The sequence below is a fragment of the Roseateles terrae genome, from assembly GCF_014192155.1.
In the GTDB taxonomy this organism is placed as follows: domain Bacteria; phylum Pseudomonadota; class Gammaproteobacteria; order Burkholderiales; family Burkholderiaceae_C; genus Roseateles; species Roseateles terrae.
In genome coordinates this window covers 473460-490350 of record NZ_JACHXO010000002.1, presented here as the reverse complement: position 1 = coordinate 490350, position 16891 = coordinate 473460, and the positions used below count along the sequence as shown (strand labels likewise).

16 protein-coding genes are annotated in these 16891 nt (G+C 66.6%); 9 read left to right on the top strand and 7 right to left on the bottom strand.

Features of this window, described 5'->3' with window-relative positions:
- Positions 1-148: 148 nt before the first annotated feature.
- Both FHS28_RS08615 and gloB read right to left on the bottom strand, forming a co-directional pair.
- Positions 149-1945, bottom strand: coding sequence for a transglycosylase SLT domain-containing protein (locus FHS28_RS08615; RefSeq protein ID WP_246409744.1), 1797 nt, complete (start codon positions 1943-1945; stop codon positions 149-151).
- Positions 1942-2742: a hydroxyacylglutathione hydrolase gene (gene gloB / locus FHS28_RS08610; protein ID WP_088450367.1), complete on the bottom strand. Its 801-nt coding sequence runs from the start codon at positions 2740-2742 to the stop codon at positions 1942-1944. The genes FHS28_RS08615 and gloB overlap by 4 nt, the downstream gene beginning before the upstream one ends.
- On the opposite strand from gloB, the gene FHS28_RS08605 reads away from it, so the two are divergent.
- The 5 genes from FHS28_RS08605 to FHS28_RS24110 all read left to right on the top strand — a co-directional run bounded on the left by FHS28_RS08605 (position 2689) and on the right by FHS28_RS24110 (position 6700).
- Positions 2689-3753 carry a class I SAM-dependent methyltransferase gene (locus FHS28_RS08605; protein ID WP_310736765.1) on the top strand — a complete coding sequence of 355 codons (1065 nt, stop codon included), beginning with the start codon at positions 2689-2691 and terminating at the stop codon, positions 3751-3753. The two genes, gloB and FHS28_RS08605, sit on opposite strands and share 54 nt — an antisense overlap.
- A gap of 19 nt (positions 3754-3772) precedes the next feature.
- Positions 3773-4249 carry a ribonuclease HI gene (gene rnhA / locus FHS28_RS08600; protein ID WP_088450363.1) on the top strand — a complete coding sequence of 159 codons (477 nt, stop codon included), beginning with the start codon at positions 3773-3775 and terminating at the stop codon, positions 4247-4249.
- Position 4250: 1 nt separating this feature from the next.
- Positions 4251-4772: a deoxycytidylate deaminase gene (locus FHS28_RS08595; protein WP_088450361.1), complete on the top strand. Its 522-nt coding sequence runs from the start codon at positions 4251-4253 to the stop codon at positions 4770-4772.
- 133 nt (positions 4773-4905) lie between these two features.
- The gene (locus FHS28_RS08590) at positions 4906-5211 is read left to right on the top strand and encodes a hypothetical protein (RefSeq protein WP_088450359.1); all 306 of its coding nucleotides are present in this window, start codon (positions 4906-4908) and stop codon (positions 5209-5211) included.
- Between the two features lie 376 nt (positions 5212-5587).
- Positions 5588-6700, top strand: coding sequence for a glycoside hydrolase family 16 protein (locus FHS28_RS24110; RefSeq protein ID WP_088450357.1), 1113 nt, complete (start codon positions 5588-5590; stop codon positions 6698-6700).
- A gap of 135 nt (positions 6701-6835) precedes the next feature.
- Here the strand turns inward: FHS28_RS24110 and FHS28_RS08580 are convergent, their stop codons facing one another.
- The gene (locus FHS28_RS08580) at positions 6836-7099 is read right to left on the bottom strand and encodes a hypothetical protein (protein WP_088450355.1); all 264 of its coding nucleotides are present in this window, start codon (positions 7097-7099) and stop codon (positions 6836-6838) included.
- Between the two features lie 237 nt (positions 7100-7336).
- Here FHS28_RS08580 and FHS28_RS08575 point away from each other — a divergent pair, with 237 nt between their 5' ends.
- On the top strand, positions 7337-9493 hold the full coding sequence (locus FHS28_RS08575) for a S46 family peptidase (protein ID WP_088450353.1): 2157 nt from the start codon (positions 7337-7339) through the stop codon (positions 9491-9493).
- Between the two features lie 131 nt (positions 9494-9624).
- On the opposite strand, the gene FHS28_RS08570 is transcribed toward FHS28_RS08575, so the two are convergent.
- The gene (locus tag FHS28_RS08570; RefSeq protein ID WP_088450351.1) at positions 9625-10776 is read right to left on the bottom strand and encodes an alpha-hydroxy acid oxidase; all 1152 of its coding nucleotides are present in this window, start codon (positions 10774-10776) and stop codon (positions 9625-9627) included.
- An 84-nt stretch (positions 10777-10860) separates the two neighbouring features.
- On the opposite strand from FHS28_RS08570, the gene FHS28_RS08565 reads away from it, so the two are divergent.
- Entirely contained in the window at positions 10861-11433 is a 573-nt protein-coding gene (locus FHS28_RS08565) for a YbaN family protein (RefSeq protein ID WP_088450681.1), read from the top strand.
- Here the strand turns inward: FHS28_RS08565 and dinB are convergent.
- From dinB to argH, 3 genes are all read right to left on the bottom strand, one after another.
- Positions 11391-12653: a DNA polymerase IV gene (dinB, locus tag FHS28_RS08560; protein ID WP_088450349.1), complete on the bottom strand. Its 1263-nt coding sequence runs from the start codon at positions 12651-12653 to the stop codon at positions 11391-11393. The genes FHS28_RS08565 and dinB overlap by 43 nt on opposite strands.
- 153 nt (positions 12654-12806) lie before the next feature.
- Positions 12807-13289, bottom strand: a complete 483-nt coding sequence (locus FHS28_RS08555; protein ID WP_088450347.1) for a hemerythrin domain-containing protein — start codon at positions 13287-13289, stop codon at positions 12807-12809.
- A gap of 20 nt (positions 13290-13309) precedes the next feature.
- Entirely contained in the window at positions 13310-14719 is a 1410-nt protein-coding gene (gene argH / locus FHS28_RS08550; RefSeq protein ID WP_088450345.1) for an argininosuccinate lyase, read from the bottom strand.
- A 134-nt stretch (positions 14720-14853) separates the two neighbouring features.
- On the opposite strand from argH, the gene FHS28_RS08545 reads away from it, so the two are divergent.
- Together FHS28_RS08545 and FHS28_RS08540 are read left to right on the top strand one after the other, a co-directional pair.
- A complete protein-coding gene (locus FHS28_RS08545; RefSeq protein ID WP_088450343.1) occupies positions 14854-15978 on the top strand; it encodes a sensor histidine kinase in 1125 nt (374 codons plus the stop codon).
- A gap of 29 nt (positions 15979-16007) precedes the next feature.
- Complete coding sequence (locus FHS28_RS08540) at positions 16008-16814, top strand: LytR/AlgR family response regulator transcription factor (protein WP_088450341.1); 807 nt, start codon at positions 16008-16010, stop codon at positions 16812-16814.
- The last annotated feature ends 77 nt before the right edge of the window (positions 16815-16891 follow it).

The following is a 16891-nucleotide window of genomic DNA, read 5'->3' as shown; positions in this document are numbered from 1 at the left end:
CGCGGCCGGGTGCTGTGCGAGCAACCTCCCCGAGGACCGCCCCTGATCTCAGCGAATGACCCATGAAAAATGGCGCTCCGAAGAGCGCCATTTTTTTTGTCCGCCACTTGCTGTGTCAGCGGCGGCCTTGATCGGGCAAGCGCCTCGTTCAACGCAAGGTCGATGTCCCCGCCTTGGCCGATGCCACATTGCCGCCGCCGTTGTTGCGACCGCTGGCCACGCGCGAGGTTTTGGCCTTGCTGTTGCTGGCGCGGGCATTCTTGCTCGCCACCTTGGTCGGCGTGCGGGTAGCCGTGGCGCGTGCCGCCGGCTTGCCCTTGCTCTTGGCCGGCTCAGCGTCCGCCACCACCTGCTGGTTCTCGCGCAGGTAGACCACCACGGCCTGGCCCGGCTTGAACGACGCCTTGGTGCTCACCCGGTTCCACTGCGCCACCTGTGTCGTGCCCAGGCGGTAACGGCGGGCCACGCTGGCCACCGACTCCCCACGACCGGCCTTGAGCGTCACCCGGCGCAGCGGCGGCACGTCCGGCGCGAACATGATGCTGGCGTTGTCGGCCAGATGCTCCGAGACGTCCTGGTCGCGTGAGGCACTGCGCGGCACCAGCAGCGTGGAGCCCTGCTTGACCAGCATGCGGGCCGGAATGCGGTTGATCTCCCGCAGGCCGGCTTCGCTCATGCCCACCTGCCTGGCGGCATCGGCAGGCTTCATGGTGCGCGGCACCACCCAGGCGGTCCAGGTGGCCAGCGGGCCCCGATGGCGCTCCAGATTGGTCACGAACGTGCTGGCGTTGTCGTAGGGCAGCAGGATCTGACCGCTGCTCGCCGCCAGGATCACCGGCTTGTTCATCTGCGGATTGAACTGGCGGAAGGTCTCTTCATCCAGCGAGGCCAGTTGCGCCGCCAGGGCCACGTCGATGTCCCGGTCGATGTTGACCGACAGGAAATACGGGTGATTGGACACCGCCGGCAGTTCCAGGCCGAAGGTCTCCGGATGCATCACGATGTTCTTGATGGCCTGCAGCTTGGGCAGGTAATAGCGGGTTTCATCCGGCATGCGGATGTTGTCGTAGTCCGCCGGCACACCCAGCTTCTGGTTGCGCGCCACCGCGCGGGAGACATTGCCCTGGCCCCAGTTGTAGGCGGCCAGCGCGAGTTGCCAGTCGCCGTCGAACATCTTGTTCAGGCGCTGCAGGTAGTCCAGCGCGGCGCGGGTGGAGGCCAGCACGTCGCGACGGTCGTCGCGGAAGATGTTCTGCTTCAGGTCGAAGTCCCGGCCGGTGGCCGGCATGAACTGCCACATGCCCACCGCCTTGGCGTTGGACTGGGCATCGGCGCGGAAGGCGCTCTCCACAAAGGGCAGCAGCGCCAGCTCCATCGGCATGCCGCGCTTTTCGACCTCTTCCACCACGTGATAGAGATACAGGCTGCCGCGGCCGGTCATCCGGGCCACGTAGTCTGGGCGGGTGCTGTACCAGTCTTCGGCCTTGCGGACCAGGTCATTGTCCAGGTCAGGCATCGCCATGCCGACGCGGATGCGTGACCACAGGTCCACGTGGGTCCTGGGTGCGTCCAGGTCCACCTTCTGGCCCGGATTCAGGTTGTCTTCCAGCAGGACATCCAGCTTGTCTTCCGGCAGCGGAGCGCCAGACGCGGCAGCTGCCACCGCCACGGCCACCTTGGGCATCTGCGGCGCGTCCATGCCAGCGGGTGTGGCGGCCGAGGCGGCGGCTTCCGACGCCACTGCAGCGGAACCAGCCCCCGGCTGCGGGGCGCGTGGCACCCCGGCACAGGCGGCAAGCGTGAGGGTCAGCACGCTGGCCAGCAGCATCAGCAGCGGGCGCGGACGAGGGGCGGCGCCAGCGTTGGCGTCCACCTGCGCCTGCGAGGGTGCAAGGGCGAGGGCGGACGCGGGGGCGTGCAGGTCAGCGGTGGGGAAACGGTTCATCGGAATTCGTTCTTCCATTGGCGCAGGGCGGCGAGCACTGAAACGGGTTCAGGGCCGATGCGCGGATCGAAGTGCTGCGCTGCCTGCCGGACCGCGGTCTGGCTGCATCGCAGGAAGGGATTGATCTGAAGCTCCAGGGCGATGGTGGAGGGCAGGGTGGGCCGATGCTGCGCCCGTTCGGCCTGGCACCAGGCCTCGTGTTCAACGATTGCTGCGTTGCCGGGTTCCACGGCGTGGGCAAAACGCAGGTTGGACAAGGTGTATTCGTGGGCGCAACAGACCCGCGTGTTCCCCGGTAGGGCGCCGAGCTGGCTCAGCGAGTCGAACATCTGCGCCGGGGTGCCTTCGAACAGGCGGCCGCAGCCGGCGGAGAACAGGGTATCGCCGCAGAACAGCACGGGCGTGGGCAACACACCAGGCGCTTCGGGTCCGTTCGACGGCAGGAAGAAGGCGATATGGCCGGCGGTGTGACCCGGCACGTCCATCACTTCCACCCGCAGTCCTAACAACTCGAAGTGGTCGCCGCCCTGCAAAGGCTGGACAGGCACCGGCATCTTTTCATGGGCGGGCCCCCAGACCTTGCCGGTCGGGCTCAGGAATTCCGTCAGTTCAGACAGGCCGCCAACATGATCGCCATGGTGGTGCGTCACTAGAATGCCCTGAAGCTCCAGACCCCGGGTGGTCAGCGCCTCCTTCACCGGAGCGGCTTCTCCCGGGTCCACGACAAGCGCCTGCCTGCCGTTGTGCAGCAGCCAGATGTAGTTGTCGGTAAAGGCAGGAAGGGCAATCAGTTCCATGCGGTCCAAGCAATGACGAAAGCGAGCCAGGACGATGACCCGGCGCCGATTGTAGAGTCGGTGCTGCCGACTCCCGGGCTGGCAGCCGAGGAGCTGGCGGCGTGGTTGCGTACGCCCCCCGGACAGTATCTGCTGGCCTGGGAGCAGTCCTTCATTGACGCGGCCGTGGTGGACCTGTTCGGATTCCACGCCGTCCAGCTCGGTCTGCCCCAGCTGGAAGGGTTGCGGGCGAACCGAATGCCGCATCGCTGGCTGGTAATGGATCACGTGGCGGGCATCGAATCTTCCGTCGGTCCGATGCCGCTGAACGTCCAGCCCGAGCCCCGCGCGTTGCCTCGGCCTTCAGCCGCCGCGCTCTATTGTGAGTTCGATGCGTTGCCTTTTGAAGCGAACAGTCTCGATTTGGTCGTGCTTCCGCACACTTTGGAGCTGACCGGCAACCCGCATCGCACCCTGCGGGAGGTGGAGCGAGTCCTGCGGCCGGAAGGGCGGGTGGTGATTCTGGGACTGAATCCCGCCAGCCTTTGGGCGCTGAGGCAGAATCTGGCCCGGGTGAATGGCCGCATGTTTCAGCGAACGCATCATGGGGACAGCCGTCCGCCGCGCCTGTTCCTGCCGGATGAAGGCGAATACATCGGCTATTGGCGCTTGCGCGACTGGCTGCGCCTGCTGTCTTTCGACGTTGAACGCGCGGGCTTCGGATGCTATCGGCCACCATTGTTCAGTCAAACGTGGCTGGACCGTTGGCAATGGATCGAGAAGCCGGGCGGCAAGTGGTGGACGGTGCTGGGCGCGCTGTATGGCGTGGTGGCGGTCAAGCGGGTGCACGGCATGCGGCTGATCGGCCTGGCGAAAAAGAAGACGCGGGCGAGCAAGGCTGCACCTGCGGTGGCTTTGAACCAGCAGCCGCATCGGCAGGCTCAAGCCGCGCTGACGCAGCGGGGCTCGGCGTCCGGCCCGGCCGAAGTCACTGCGGACCTGCCGCTGAAGTCCTCCTCTCCGAATTTTTGAAGTCCACAATCAGATCACCATGACCGAAGTTTCCGCGCCTGCAGCGCCCCGCATCAGCAAACCGAGCGTCGTCATCTATACCGACGGCGCCTGCAAGGGCAATCCCGGCCCGGGCGGCTGGGGCGCCTGGCTGAGCAGCGGCGGCCATGAAAAAGAACTGTGTGGCGGTGAACTCAACACCACCAACAATCGCATGGAGCTGACCGCGGTGATCGAAGCGCTGACCTCGCTCAAGCGCAGCTGCAACATCGTCATCTACACCGACAGCGAATACGTCCGCAAAGGCATGACGGAATGGATCAGCGGCTGGCAGCGTCGCGGCTGGAAGACGGCGGACGGCAAGCCGGTCAAGAATGCCGAGCTCTGGCAACGGCTCGATGCGCTGCGCAAGCTGCATCAGGTGGAATGGCGCTGGGTGAAGGGCCATGCAGGCGACCCCGGCAATGAACGGGCCGATGCCCTGGCCAACAAGGGCGTGACGCTCGCGGGGCGCTGACATGGACAACCGGCCGCTGATCGACTGGCATTCAATGTTCATGGGCGTGGCCCTGCTGGCCGGCGCCCGCTCCAAGGACAGCCGCAAGCGCAATGGCGCGTGCATCGCCAGCGCGGATTACAAGATCGTCGGGGTGGGCTACAACGGCCTGCCACGCGGCTGTGACGACAACGATCCGACCTACTGGTCGGACGACGACAACGATCCGCTGCACTCCCGGCACAGCTACATCGTGCATGCCGAGGTCAATGCCATCCTGAACTGCGTGGTGTTGCCGCTGACCGGCAGCACCATCTACACCACGCAGTATCCCTGCCCGCGCTGCGTGCAGTCCATCATTCAGGTGGGCATTCAGCGGGTGGTCTATCTGGAAAAGAAGAGCCATCACACCGCATTGAACGAAGCGTCGGCCAAGATGCTCCGGGATGCCGGCGTTGATGTGCAGGCGCTGCAGGAGCTGGAGATGCGTGCGGCGGCCTGGTGCCAGGAGCTGTCCACGTTCATTGCGAAGCCGGAGCGCTGAGGGTTGAAGACTGAGGGCTGAGTCCGGACCTTCGGCGGAATTGGCGGGTATTGGCGGTGCTTTTCCGGCTCAAGTTTGGCGCGGACCCCGCGCATCATGGCGACCTGTCCCTCCGAATTCAATGAGGCCCGCCATGCAAGTCCATTCTGTTCCGCTCCACCTGCTGCCTGAATCGGCCCACGGCGCCTATGGCTGGGTACCGGATCTGGGCTTGACGGTCAGCGGCCCGGCCGCCATGGACGACCTCTGGCAGCTGGAAACCTTGATGACCCAGCAGGGCATGAAGCTGCAGGCCACCCGCATGGTCTATGACCGCAGCTATGCACTGGATCGGCTCGCCTGCGCCTATGCACGCGGCGACGAGACCCTGCGCGAGCTGGCGCAACAGATCTTCGACAGCTTCCAGCGTCGGGGCGAATGGATCGGTCTGTCGCACTGACGAACGGTGTACCGACGAACACTGGCGCGTCATGCCTCGGCGCGATGAGCCTGTGTCCGCTTCGCTTTCCGGGTAACGGAATGCAGTGAAGAGCAGTGGGAATGCAGTGGGCATCCGCGGCAGATGCCGAGCAGAGGCGGAACAGACGCAAAGGTGGGCGGGCGGCATGCAGCCGCCCAATAACGCGCTCCATCCCACGCTGGAACGCTCACTCGCCACGCCCGTGAGGCCGCGCGCGGAATGCGACGGTGATGCCTGAGCCACCGAACTTCCGAAACATGTGATGACAACGGGGTGCAATGGTCCTTCGATACTGACTCTGAAACGCTGACGCCGTGACAGACGGAGTCGCATCCAGAGATCACGGACGGACCCGATGGACCCCAAACAATTCGCCCCCCTTCTTGCCTGCCTGCTGTTGGCCGCCTGCGGTGGAGGCAGTGACAACGCAACGGATCCACAACGGCCGGTGGGCAACGCCCCGGCGCCGACGCCCGTGCCGGGTCCTTCGCCAGCGCCTGCACCAGCGCCTGCGCCGTCACCTGCACCAGCACCCGCGCCAGCACCCGCGCCAGCACCAGCACCAGCACCAGCACCCGCACCCGCACCAGCACCCGCACCGTCACCGTCACCCGCACCAGCGCCGTCACCTGCACCAGCGCCGTCACCCGCACCCGCGCCGTCACCCGCACCCGCGCCGTCACCTGCACCCGCGCCCGCGCCAAATCCCCCCGCCATCCAGCACTCCGCCGATGTCCCCGCCGGCTACGCGCTCATCTGGAACGATGAATTCAACGCGACCGGCCTGCCGGATGCCACCAAATGGGATTACGACACCGAAGCCAACCGCACCGGCTGGTACAACAACGAAGAGCAGTATTACGCCGTCGCCAAGACGGACTATTCGCGCCAGCAGGACGGAAAGCTCCTGATCACCGCCCGAAAGGCCTCGCTCAGTTCAGAACCCGACTGGGGCGGCCAGATCTACACCTCCGCCCGGCTCATCACCCGCGGCAAGGCCAGCTGGACCTACGGCTTCTTTGAAATTCGCGCCAAGATGCCTTGCGGGCAGGGCACCTGGCCTGCGATCTGGATGCTGGGCACGGCCGACACCTGGCCGGACAGCGGCGAGATCGACATCATGGAACACGTCGGCATGTATCCGGCGACCGTCTCCTCCACCATCCACACCCGCTCGACCGCGGGCACCAGCGGCAATGGCGCGGAGTTGAATCTGCCGGATGCCTGCACCGCCTTCCACAACTACCAGGCGACCTGGACGGCGGACCGCATCGTCTTTGCCGTGGACGGAAAGGCCTTCCACACCTACGTCAACCCGGGCACCGGCACCGCCAACTGGCCGTTCAACAAGCCGCAATACATGCTGCTCAATCTGGCCGTGGGGGGTGAGATGGCGGGGTGGGTGGACCCGGCGGTCCTGCCTCGGACTTTCGAGGTGGACTATGTGCGGGTCTATCAGAAGCGCTGATCCGAGAGGCGCGCGTCAGCTTGCGGCGAGGGAGCCAGAAGCGCAGGGCTGAACAGTACCGAAGGCGCGGCAGTCGCGGCGGTCGCGGCAGATGCGGCGCCGATTCAAGGCACCCTCAACCGCCGACAAACGGCTTCAAAGCGCAGTGAGCCAATCGCAGCGCAGCCGGCCTTGCTGATGCAGCCGCCGGCGCCCGCCGGTATAGGCCATCGGCAGCATCCAAGCCCCGAAGCACAGCGGCAAGGCGGTCCACGCCTTGATCAGCAGCACGCCCGGGACGCCCATGAAGCCGAGCATCCACAGCATCAGCACCCCATTCCACACCGCCATCTCCACCGGATGGCGACTACTGTGCATGACCATCCAGCGCTTGACTTGACTGAGCTGTTGAAGGGTCATGGCGGAACTCCTGGGAACGAAAAACGTAACGTACGGACCCGCTCTGTCGCGGGAAGCGCATTGTAAGTTTGCTGTCAGTACAAGGGATATCCCTAGGCTGTGACAAGTTTGGCGGCTTGTGACGGGGCTTGGCGCCGACACCCGATGTTCGGGGGGTGCCCAACCACACGGGTCAGCGGGCTCGCGGTCGTGTAAGGTTGCGCCCTTCACAAAAATCCGTCCGGACAGGAGTCCTGCATGAAACGTTTGGTCTGGGCCACGCTGGCCATGGGTGCGGTTGCCGCGCAGGCGCATGAAGGCATGTGGATGCCGCAGCAGCTGCCGCAGGTGGCCAAGGATCTGAAGGCCGCTGGCCTGGCCATCGATCCGGCGCGGCTGTCGCAGCCGATCGGTTATCCGATGGGTGCCGTGGTGAGCCTGGGAGGCTGCACCGCTTCCTTCGTGTCGCCGCAGGGTCTGGTGGTGACGAACCATCACTGCGCCTACGGCAGCATCCAGTTCAACTCCACGCCGGAGCGGGACCTGCTGAAGAACGGCTTCCTGGCCCCGACCTTCAAGGACGAACTGCCGGCCGCCCCGGGCAGCCGGGTGCTGGTCACCGTGGCGCTGACGGACGTCACCAACCGCATCATCGATGCCAAGACGGCCGCCCTCAAGGGCAAGGCCCGGGTGGACGCCATCGAGAAGAATGAAAAGGCGCTGGTCGCTGAATGCGAAAAGGACGTCGGCCATCGTTGCAACGTCTACGCCTTCTACGGCAGCCTGCAGTTCCAGCTGATCAAGCAGCTGGAAATCCGCGACGTGCGTCTGGTGCATGCGCCGGCGCAAGGCGTGGGCCTGTTTGGTGGCGACACCGACAACTGGATGTGGCCGCGCCACACCGGCGATTACAGCTTCTACCGCGCCTATGTAGGCCCGGACGGCAAACCTGCCGACTTCAGCCCGGACAACAAGCCCTATCAGCCGCAGCATGTCCTGAAGATGGCCAGCTCGCCGCTGAACGAGCGCGACTTCGTGATGGTCGCCGGCTACCCCGGCCGCACCAACCGTCTGCGTCTGCCGTCGGAAGTGGACTACGCCTTCAACTGGGAAATGCCGACCCGCGTGAAGGCCATGGGCGAGCAACTGGCCACCATCCGTGAAGCCACGGCCGGCCGTCGCGATGCCGAAATCAAGCTGGCCAACACCGTGGCCGGCGTGGGCAACTACTACAAGAACTACCAAGGTCAGCTGGCCAGCTACGCTGATGCCGGCATCCTGCCGCACAAGCAGGCCGCCTATGCGGATCTGAAGGCGTGGGTGAATGCCGATGCCAAGCGCCGTGAGCAATACGGCCCCTCGCTGGCCGAGGTGGACCGTCTGCTGGCCGAGCGTCAGGCCATCACTCGCCGCGAGTTCCTGCTGCCCTACGCCACGCCCAGCCTGCTGAACCAGGCGCGTGATCTGTACGAACAGGCCCTGCAGTCACAGAAGCCCGATGCCGAGCGCAAGAGCGGTTATCAGGACCGCGACCAGCTGCGCCGCCGCCAGGCGATGGATGCCGCCGAGCGCCGGTTTGATGCGGTGACCGACAAGAAGGTGGTGAGCCACTTCCTGGTCCAGTACCTGGCGCAACCGGCCGACCAGCTCAATGCCGCCTTCCTGTCGGCCCTGGGCCTGCGTCAGGGCATGGACGCCGCCGCAGTGACCGCCCGCGTGGACGAGCTCTATGCCGGCAGCCAGCTGGCGAATGCCGGTGGCCGTCAGGCCTGGCTGGGCCGCACGCCGGCCGACTTCGCCGCCAGCACCGATGTGATGGTGAAGGCCGCCGTGGCCCTGCACGCCGATGACGAAGCCCGTGAGAACCGGGACAAGGAACTGGCCGGTCAGATCCAGGAAGCCTATGCCGGCACGATGCGCGCGCTGATTGCTTTTGAAGGCAGCCGCGGCCGTGCCGTGTATCCGGACGCCAACAGCACGCTGCGGGTGAGCTTCGGTCAGGTGCTGGGTCGCAACCCGGGTACCGACGGCACCACCTGGACCGCCTTCACCACGCTGCGTGGCATCGTTGCCAAGCACACGGGTACCGGCGAGTTCAACGCGCCCGCGGAGCAGCTGGCCGCCATCAAGGCCCGCAACTTCGACAAGTACGGCGTGAAGGCGCTGGACTCGGTGCCGGTCAACTTCCTGGCCACGCTGGACACGACCGGTGGCAACAGCGGTTCGCCGGTGCTGAACAGCAAGGGTGAACTGGTGGGACTGCTGTTTGACGGCACGCTGGATGCGCTGATCTCCGACTGGGAGTTCAACGACAAGACCACCCGCAGCATCTGCCTGGATGCCCGCTACATGCTGTGGCAGATGAAGGTGGTCGACAAGGCCGACCGTCTGCTGAAGGAAATGAACGCGCTGTAAGCGTGTCAGCGGATGGCCGCGTGCCATCCCTGCTGGATGCCCGGCGGCGGTGATTCACCCAGTGAGTCGCCAGCCAGACAAAGCCCCGCGATGGCACTGCCGCCGCGGGGCTTCTCTTTGTGGGCGATGCTTTACTGCGGGAAGGTGCCAGGAAGCAGGATGCTCCGATCCACGTTCGTCAACTGCCGGTGGCCGCAGAACGCCATCGTCAGGTCCAGCTCCCGGTGGATGATCTCCAGCGCCCGGGTCACCCCCGGTCCGCCCATGGCGCCGAGTCCGTACAGGAAGGCGCGGCCGATGTAGGTGCCGCGCGCGCCCAAGGCCCATGCCTTGAGCACGTCCTGCCCGGAGCGGATGCCGCCATCCAGATGCACTTCGATCTGGTCGCCCACCGCCTCGACGATGCGCGGCAACGCGCGAATGCTCGATTCCGCACCGTCCAGCTGTCGTCCGCCATGGTTGCTCACGATCAGCGCATCCGCGCCGGTCTTCGCCGCCAGCCGGGCATCTTCTTCATCGATGATGCCCTTGATGATCAGCTTGCCGCCCCAGCGGTCGCGGATCCATTGCACATCGTCCCAGCTCAGTTGGGGGTCGAACTGCTTGGCGGTCCACTCTGAGAGCGAGCCCATGTTCTCGACGCCCTTCACATGCCCCACGATGTTGCCGAATTGGCGCCGGGAAGTGCCCAGCATGCCCATGCACCAACGCGGCTTCGTGGCCATATTGAGCAGGTTGGCCATGGTGAGCTTGGGCGGTGCCGACAGGCCGTTGCGCAGGTCCTTGTGGCGTTGGCCGAGGATCTGCAGGTCCAGCGTCAGCACCAGGGCGCCGCAGCGGGCGGCCTTGGCCCGATCGATCAGGCTGTTGATGAAGCCCCGGTCCCGCATCACGTAGAGCTGAAACCAGAACGGCGCCTTCGTATGCGCTGCCACATCTTCAATGGAGCAGATGCTCATCGTGGACAAGGTGAAGGGCACGCCGAAAGCTTCCGCCGCCTGTGCCGCGAGAATTTCGCCATCCGCATGCTGCATGCCGGTCAGACCCGTGGGGGCCAGCGCCACCGGCATGGTCACCGGCCGGCCGATCATTTCGGCCGCGGTGCTGCGGTTCTCCATGTTCACGGCCACCCGCTGCCGCAGCTTGATCGACTGGAAGTCGGATTCATTGGCGCGGTAGGTGCTCTCCGTCCAGGAGCCGGAGTCCGCATAGTCGTAGAACATGCGCGGCACACGACGCTGAGCTAGTCGACGAAGGTCTTCGATGCAGGTGATGACGTCCATGCCGCCGATGCTAGGACGTTTGATCCGCGGCGGGGAGGGGCATTTATGCGGAGCGTGCGCGCCGGCTTCATTTACAGTGCCCGAATGGTCAATCCGCAACAGGTGTCCCCGACGACGGACGGTCGCGCCCGGCCCGCAGGCCCGCGCTCGCACTGGCGCCGCTGGCCCTGGCTGCTGGCCGGGGGATTGAGCCTGCTGTTGGGCGTCATCGGCATCGTGCTGCCGCTGCTGCCGACCACGCCGTTTGTACTGCTCGCCGCCTTCTGCTTTGCGCGCGGCAGCGAGCGCTGTGAAGCCTGGCTGCTGGCCCACCCGCGCTTCGGGCCGATGGTGCGGCAGTGGCGTGCCACCCGGGCGATTCCGCTGCGGGCCAAGCAACTGGCCTGGGGCATGATGACCGTCAGCTCGCTGATCTCCGCCTGGCTGATGCCGGTGCTGCCTTGGCTGCCGGCGCTCTGCTGCCTGTGTGTGGGACTGTGGATGTGGCGGCTGCCGACGGCGATCCCCGTGTCAGCCCAGACCCCGGCCCAATCACCGGCCCAATCACCGGCCCAAACGCCGGCCCACACCGCGGCCCTGACCCCGGCCCAGACCTCGGCCGCAGCGCCGGACCCTCAGTCAAACAGCGGCAAAGTCTCCGGCACCGGGCCCGACTGAGCCGCAGCGCCGGCGGCGCCACCGGCGGAAGCGCCCGCGCGTCGTGTCTTGCGCCCCGGCTCCTCCGTGCCGGGCCGACTGAGCTTGCCCACCCGCACCCCCAGCAGCCGCAGCCGCTGCGTCAGATCCACCCGCTTGAGGCATTGGCCCGCCGCCTGACGGATGGACGCCGCATCCTGCACGGGAGCGTCCAGCGTCAGGTCTCGCGTCACCGTCCGGAAGCCTTCGAAGCGCAGCTTGATCCCGATCGTCCGTCCCTGGTAGCCCTTGCGCTGCAGGTCCGATGACAGCTGCTCGCACAGCGCCGTGAAGATGCTGGAGAGCTCCGCCCGGTCCCGCTTGGCATGCAGGTCCCGCTCAAAGGTGGTCTCGCGGCTGATGGACACCGGCTCGCTATAGGTCACCACCGGCCGGTCGTCCAGACCCCACGCGGCCTGATGCAGCCACACGCTGTAGCCCGGCCCGAAATGCTGGGACAGCAGTTCCTGCGGGGCCTGCGCCAGCTGCCCCACCGTCTCGATGCCCAGCTCGTTCAAACGCGCGCCGGCCTTGGGCCCGATGCCGTTAATGCGCCGCACCGGCAAGGGCCAGATGCGGGTGGGCAGATCGTCCATCGTCAGCACGGTCAGGCCATCGGGCTTGTCCAGTTCTGAAGCGATCTTGGACAGCAACTTGTTGGGCGTCACGCCGATGGAGCAGGTCAGCCCGGTGGCGCTGAAGACCGAATTCTTGATGTCCCGCGCCAGGGAGCGCACGCCGCCCAGGGGATCGTGGCCGACCGGGTCGCGCACGCCCGGCACGTCGGTCAGGTCGATATAGATTTCGTCGATGCCGCGGTCTTCCACCACGGGCGCCATCTCGCGCACCGCCGCCTTGAACAGCCGTGAGTAATGGCGGTAGGCCTCGAAGTCCGCCGGCAGCAGGATGGCCTGTGGCGCCAATAGGGCCGCCTTCATCAGCCCCATGGCGGAGAACACCCCCAGCGCACGCGCCGGATAGGTGGAGGTGGTGACCACGCCGCGACCGGTGTAGTCCTGCAGCTTGTAGAACTCGCGGGTGCCGTCGGCGCGCAGCTGCGGGGTGTGAGCGCGGCGCCCTCCCACCACGACCGGCATGCCCTTGAGTTCCGGATAACGCAGCAGCTCCACGGACGCGTAGAAGGCGTCCATGTCCAGATGGGCGATCAGGCGATCGGGCAGCGATGGCGTCGAATCAGCCATGCGACATTGTGGCGGACGCCGAGTCAGCCCCTGTCAGCAGGGGGGGTGCGGTGGCGTACAGGCGGGGTGGAATGCCCGGTGCATGCGGGAGGGCAACCGTGGTCGGAAGGGCCGGGATGGCCCGAGTGACGGTGACTGCCCGCCCGCGTGGTTTCAGTGTCCGCAGCTGGTGCTGCCGCAGCCGCCACCGGCGGTGGCGCCTTCCAGCGCCGGTTCCTTGAACTCGCCAGTGGCCGGATCAAAGCCGCGCTGCTGCATCGTGTAGACCAGCGCCGCATCCATCATCTCCGCATGGCCGGGGAACCACTGCGCCAGTTCCTGCCGGACGATGGGCATCGGCTCCCGGTCCCCCAGTTCCTCAGCGTAGCGAACCACTTCCCGCATCACGTTCAGCACCATCGCATGCTGGCTGCTGTGGCAGTTCTCCGGCTCGAAGCCGGTCGCCGCCATCCAGCGCTCTTCCATCGCGAAGTGCTCCTCGGTGTGGGCCAGCAGCGCCTTGAAGGCGGGCAGGGCGTCTTCACCGCGGTCCAGCGTGTCGCCGAAGCGGTTGAGCAGATCCACGAATTCCTCGTGGGTGTGGTCCAGCTCCGGTTGATTCAAGACCAGAGTGTCCGACCAGTCCAGCGTACTCATTGTGTGTGTCCTTCTGATGCTCAGCCGCCCAGCCGTGCCTGATGGCGCTTCACCTGTTCCCGCACCTGGGCCGGTGCCGTGCCGCCCAGAATGTTGCGCGCATTGAGCGAGCCCTGCAGGGACAGCACGTCATACACATCGGCTTCGATGCGTTGATCAAACTGCCGCAGTGCTTCCAGGCTCAGCGCGGAGAGGTCCACGCCCTGGGCCTGCGCCGTCTTCACCGCATGGGCCACCACCTCATGCGCGTCCCGGAAAGGCAGGCCCTTCTTCACCAGATAGTCCGCCAGGTCGGTCGCGGTGGCGTAGCCCTTCAGGGCGGCGCGCTCCATCGCGTCCGCCTTGACCGTCAGACCGTCCATCATGTCCGCGAAGATGCGCAGGGTGTCGTTCAGCGTATCGACGGTGTCGAACAGCGGTTCCTTGTCTTCCTGGTTGTCCTTGTTGTAGGCCAGCGGCTGGCCCTTCATCAAGGTGATCAGTCCGATCAGATGACCCACCACCCGGCCGCTCTTGCCCCGCGCGAGTTCCGGCACGTCCGGATTCTTCTTCTGCGGCATGATGCTGGAGCCGGTGCAGAAGCGGTCGGGCAGGGCGATGAAACCGAAGGCCTGGCTCATCCACAGGATCAGCTCTTCCGACAGGCGCGAGATGTGCACCATGATCAGCGCGGCGGCGGCGCTGAATTCAATCGCGAAGTCCCGGTCGCTGACGGCGTCCAGGCTGTTCTGCGCCACGCCTTCCATGCCCAGCGTGCGGGCCACGCGTTCGCGGTCCAGCGGATAGCTGGTGCCGGCCAGTGCGGCGGCGCCCAGCGGCAGGCGGTTCACACGGCGGCGGGCATCGAGCAGGCGCTCCGCGTCGCGCGCGAACATCTCGACATACGCCAGCATGTGGTGGCCGAAGCTCACCGGCTGGGCCACCTGCAGGTGGGTGAAGCCCGGCAGGATGACGTCGGCATGCCGCTCGGCCTGGCGCACCAGCACCTTCTGCAGCTCGGTCAGCAGGCCGACCAGCACGTCGATCTCGCCGCGCAGCCACAGGCGCACGTCGGTGGCGACCTGGTCATTGCGGCTGCGGCCGGTGTGCAGGCGCTTGCCAGCCAGGCCCACCAGTTCGGTCAGGCGGGCCTCGATGTTCAGGTGCACGTCTTCCAGGTCCAGCTTCCATTCGAAGCGGCCGGATTCGATTTCTTCGCGGATCTGCGCCATGCCGCGCTGGATGGACGCGTGGTCTTCCGCGCTGATGATGGACTGCGCGGCCAGCATGTCGGCATGGGCCAGGCTGCCGCGGATGTCGGCGTCCCACAGGCGTTTGTCGAAGTCGACGCTGGCGGTGTAGCGCTTGACCAGGTCGCTCATCGGCTCGGAGAAGAGGGCAGACCAGGCCTGGGATTTGTTGGCCAGTTGGTTGTCGGAGGGATTGGACATCGCGGGCTCAGCAGACGGCAGAAACTTCGGGGCAAGTCGTAACCGGCGTCACGTCTTGTGGCGAACCGGGCGGCCATGGGTCACCCGGTGGGGGAGAATGCGGCACGATTCTAAAGGGCGAGGACCAAGACCCCATGGCCGATCGGGCGCCAACCACCCGCCGCGCGCAACATTCCCAGCCGCCATCCGCCCCGCCGTCGACGCTGGCGTCCCAGGCGGCGTGGGAAGACACGCGGCTGGAGACCCGGCCGATGCCGCCCACCCCCTTGATCGATCCGCGCCGCCGCTTTGACGTCTGTCATGTCGGGCTGGTGCTGCGTGCGGTACTGGGCGTGCAATTGGTGCAGGGACTGGGTCTGGCGATGGCGCAGCAGTCCCTGATCAACTGGGCGTGGGCGATGGGCACCAGCACGGTGGCGTCGATGACGGCGCTGCTGGCGTGGCTGCTGATCGTGTGCGGACTGAAACGCGTGCTGGCGCGTCTGCCGCAAGGCGCGCAATGGGCGCTGCCGATCGCGCTGGGCGCAGCCTGTGCGCATCTGGGCACCGGCTTGCTGGTGCTGATGGGGGTGGATGTGCTGACCCCGCTGCAACGGGTCGGCGCCGCCGGTTTCGGTGCGCTGGGGGCGGCGGTGCTGCTGTTCTGGCTGATGCTGCGCGAGCGGGCCCAGGCGCCCGCCGAGGCGCTGGCGCGGCTGGTGGAACTGCAGTCCCGCATCCGTCCGCATTTTCTGTTCAACACCCTCAACACCGCGATTGCGCTGGTGCGCGTGGACCCATCCCGCGCGGAAGAAGTGCTGGAAGACCTGGCGGAACTGTTCCGGGTGGCGCTGGCCGACACGGGCCCGCGGACTGAAGGCGTGCCGCTGTCGCAGGAAGTCGATCTGGCCAAGCGCTATCTGGCGATCGAGCAATTGCGGTTTGGTGAGCGGCTGCGAGTGGACTGGCAGGTCGATCCGCATGGCGATGACACCCGGGTGCCGCCGCTGCTGCTGCAGCCGCTGGTGGAGAACGCGGTGCGCCACGGGGTGGAGCCCAACGACGGCGGCGGCGATGTGAGCATCCTGACCCGCGTTCGAGGCAACGAAGTGGAAATCCGGGTGGTCAACACCGTGGGCGCCACGGCGCGCACCCGTGGCCACGGTCTGGCCTTGAAGAATGTGAAGCAGCGCCTGCGACTGATGCACGATGTCGCGGCGCGGATCGAGGTGGCGCCGTCGCCGACCCGTTTCATGGTGCGGATCCTGCTGCCGCGCTGAGTGTTTTGGCTGATCGAACAGGGAACGACATGCTGACCCAACCGCCGCTGAAGGTGCTGATCGTGGACGACGAGCCGCTGGCCCGGCTGCGATTGCGGGGCCTGGTGGAAGCCAATGACGATCCGCGTGCGGAGGTGGCCGCCGAGGCCGCCAGCGGCGAGCAGGCGCTGAACTGGCTGCGTGACCACAGCTGTGACCTGATCCTGCTGGATGTGCAGATGCCGGGCCTGGACGGGCTCGGGCTGGCCCAGGCGCTGATGGGGCGTCCGATGGCCCCGGCCATCGTGTTCGTGACCGCCCATGCGCAGCATGCGCTTCAGGCCTTCGAGCTGGAAGCGCTGGACTATCTGACCAAGCCGGTGCGTCGCGAGCGGCTGCAGGCCAGTCTGACGCGGGCTTCCCAGCGGCTGGTGGAACGGGCGGCGGCCAAGGCGCGACACCCGCAGGACGCGCCGCCGGCGGACGACGGGCCGGTCATCAACATCACCGAACGCGGACGGTTGCTGCGGGTGCCGCTGGCCGAGGTGCTGTATTTCAAGGCCGAGCTGAAGTACCTGACGCTGCGCACCGCCACCCACAGCCATGTGATGGATGGGTCGCTGACCGATCTGGAACAGCGCCTGGGCGACCGCTTCCTGCGGGTGCACCGCAACGCCCTGGTGGCCAAGGCGGCGGTGCGCGAGCTGGAGCGCCATGTCCCCACCGTAGGGGAGGGCGATGGCGATGGCGGCGGCGAGCTGGGCTGGGCCGTGCGGGTGGCCCATGTGAATGAATGGCTGGCGGTCTCTCGCCGCCAGGTGGCCGCCGTGCGGGAGGCGCTGGCGGGCCAGCGCTGACGCCGCTGCCCGGTCACGCCGGGACAGGGCCGCCTGGACGTCGCCACCTCGGGCTGGCCGGTCACCCGCGCCGCCCT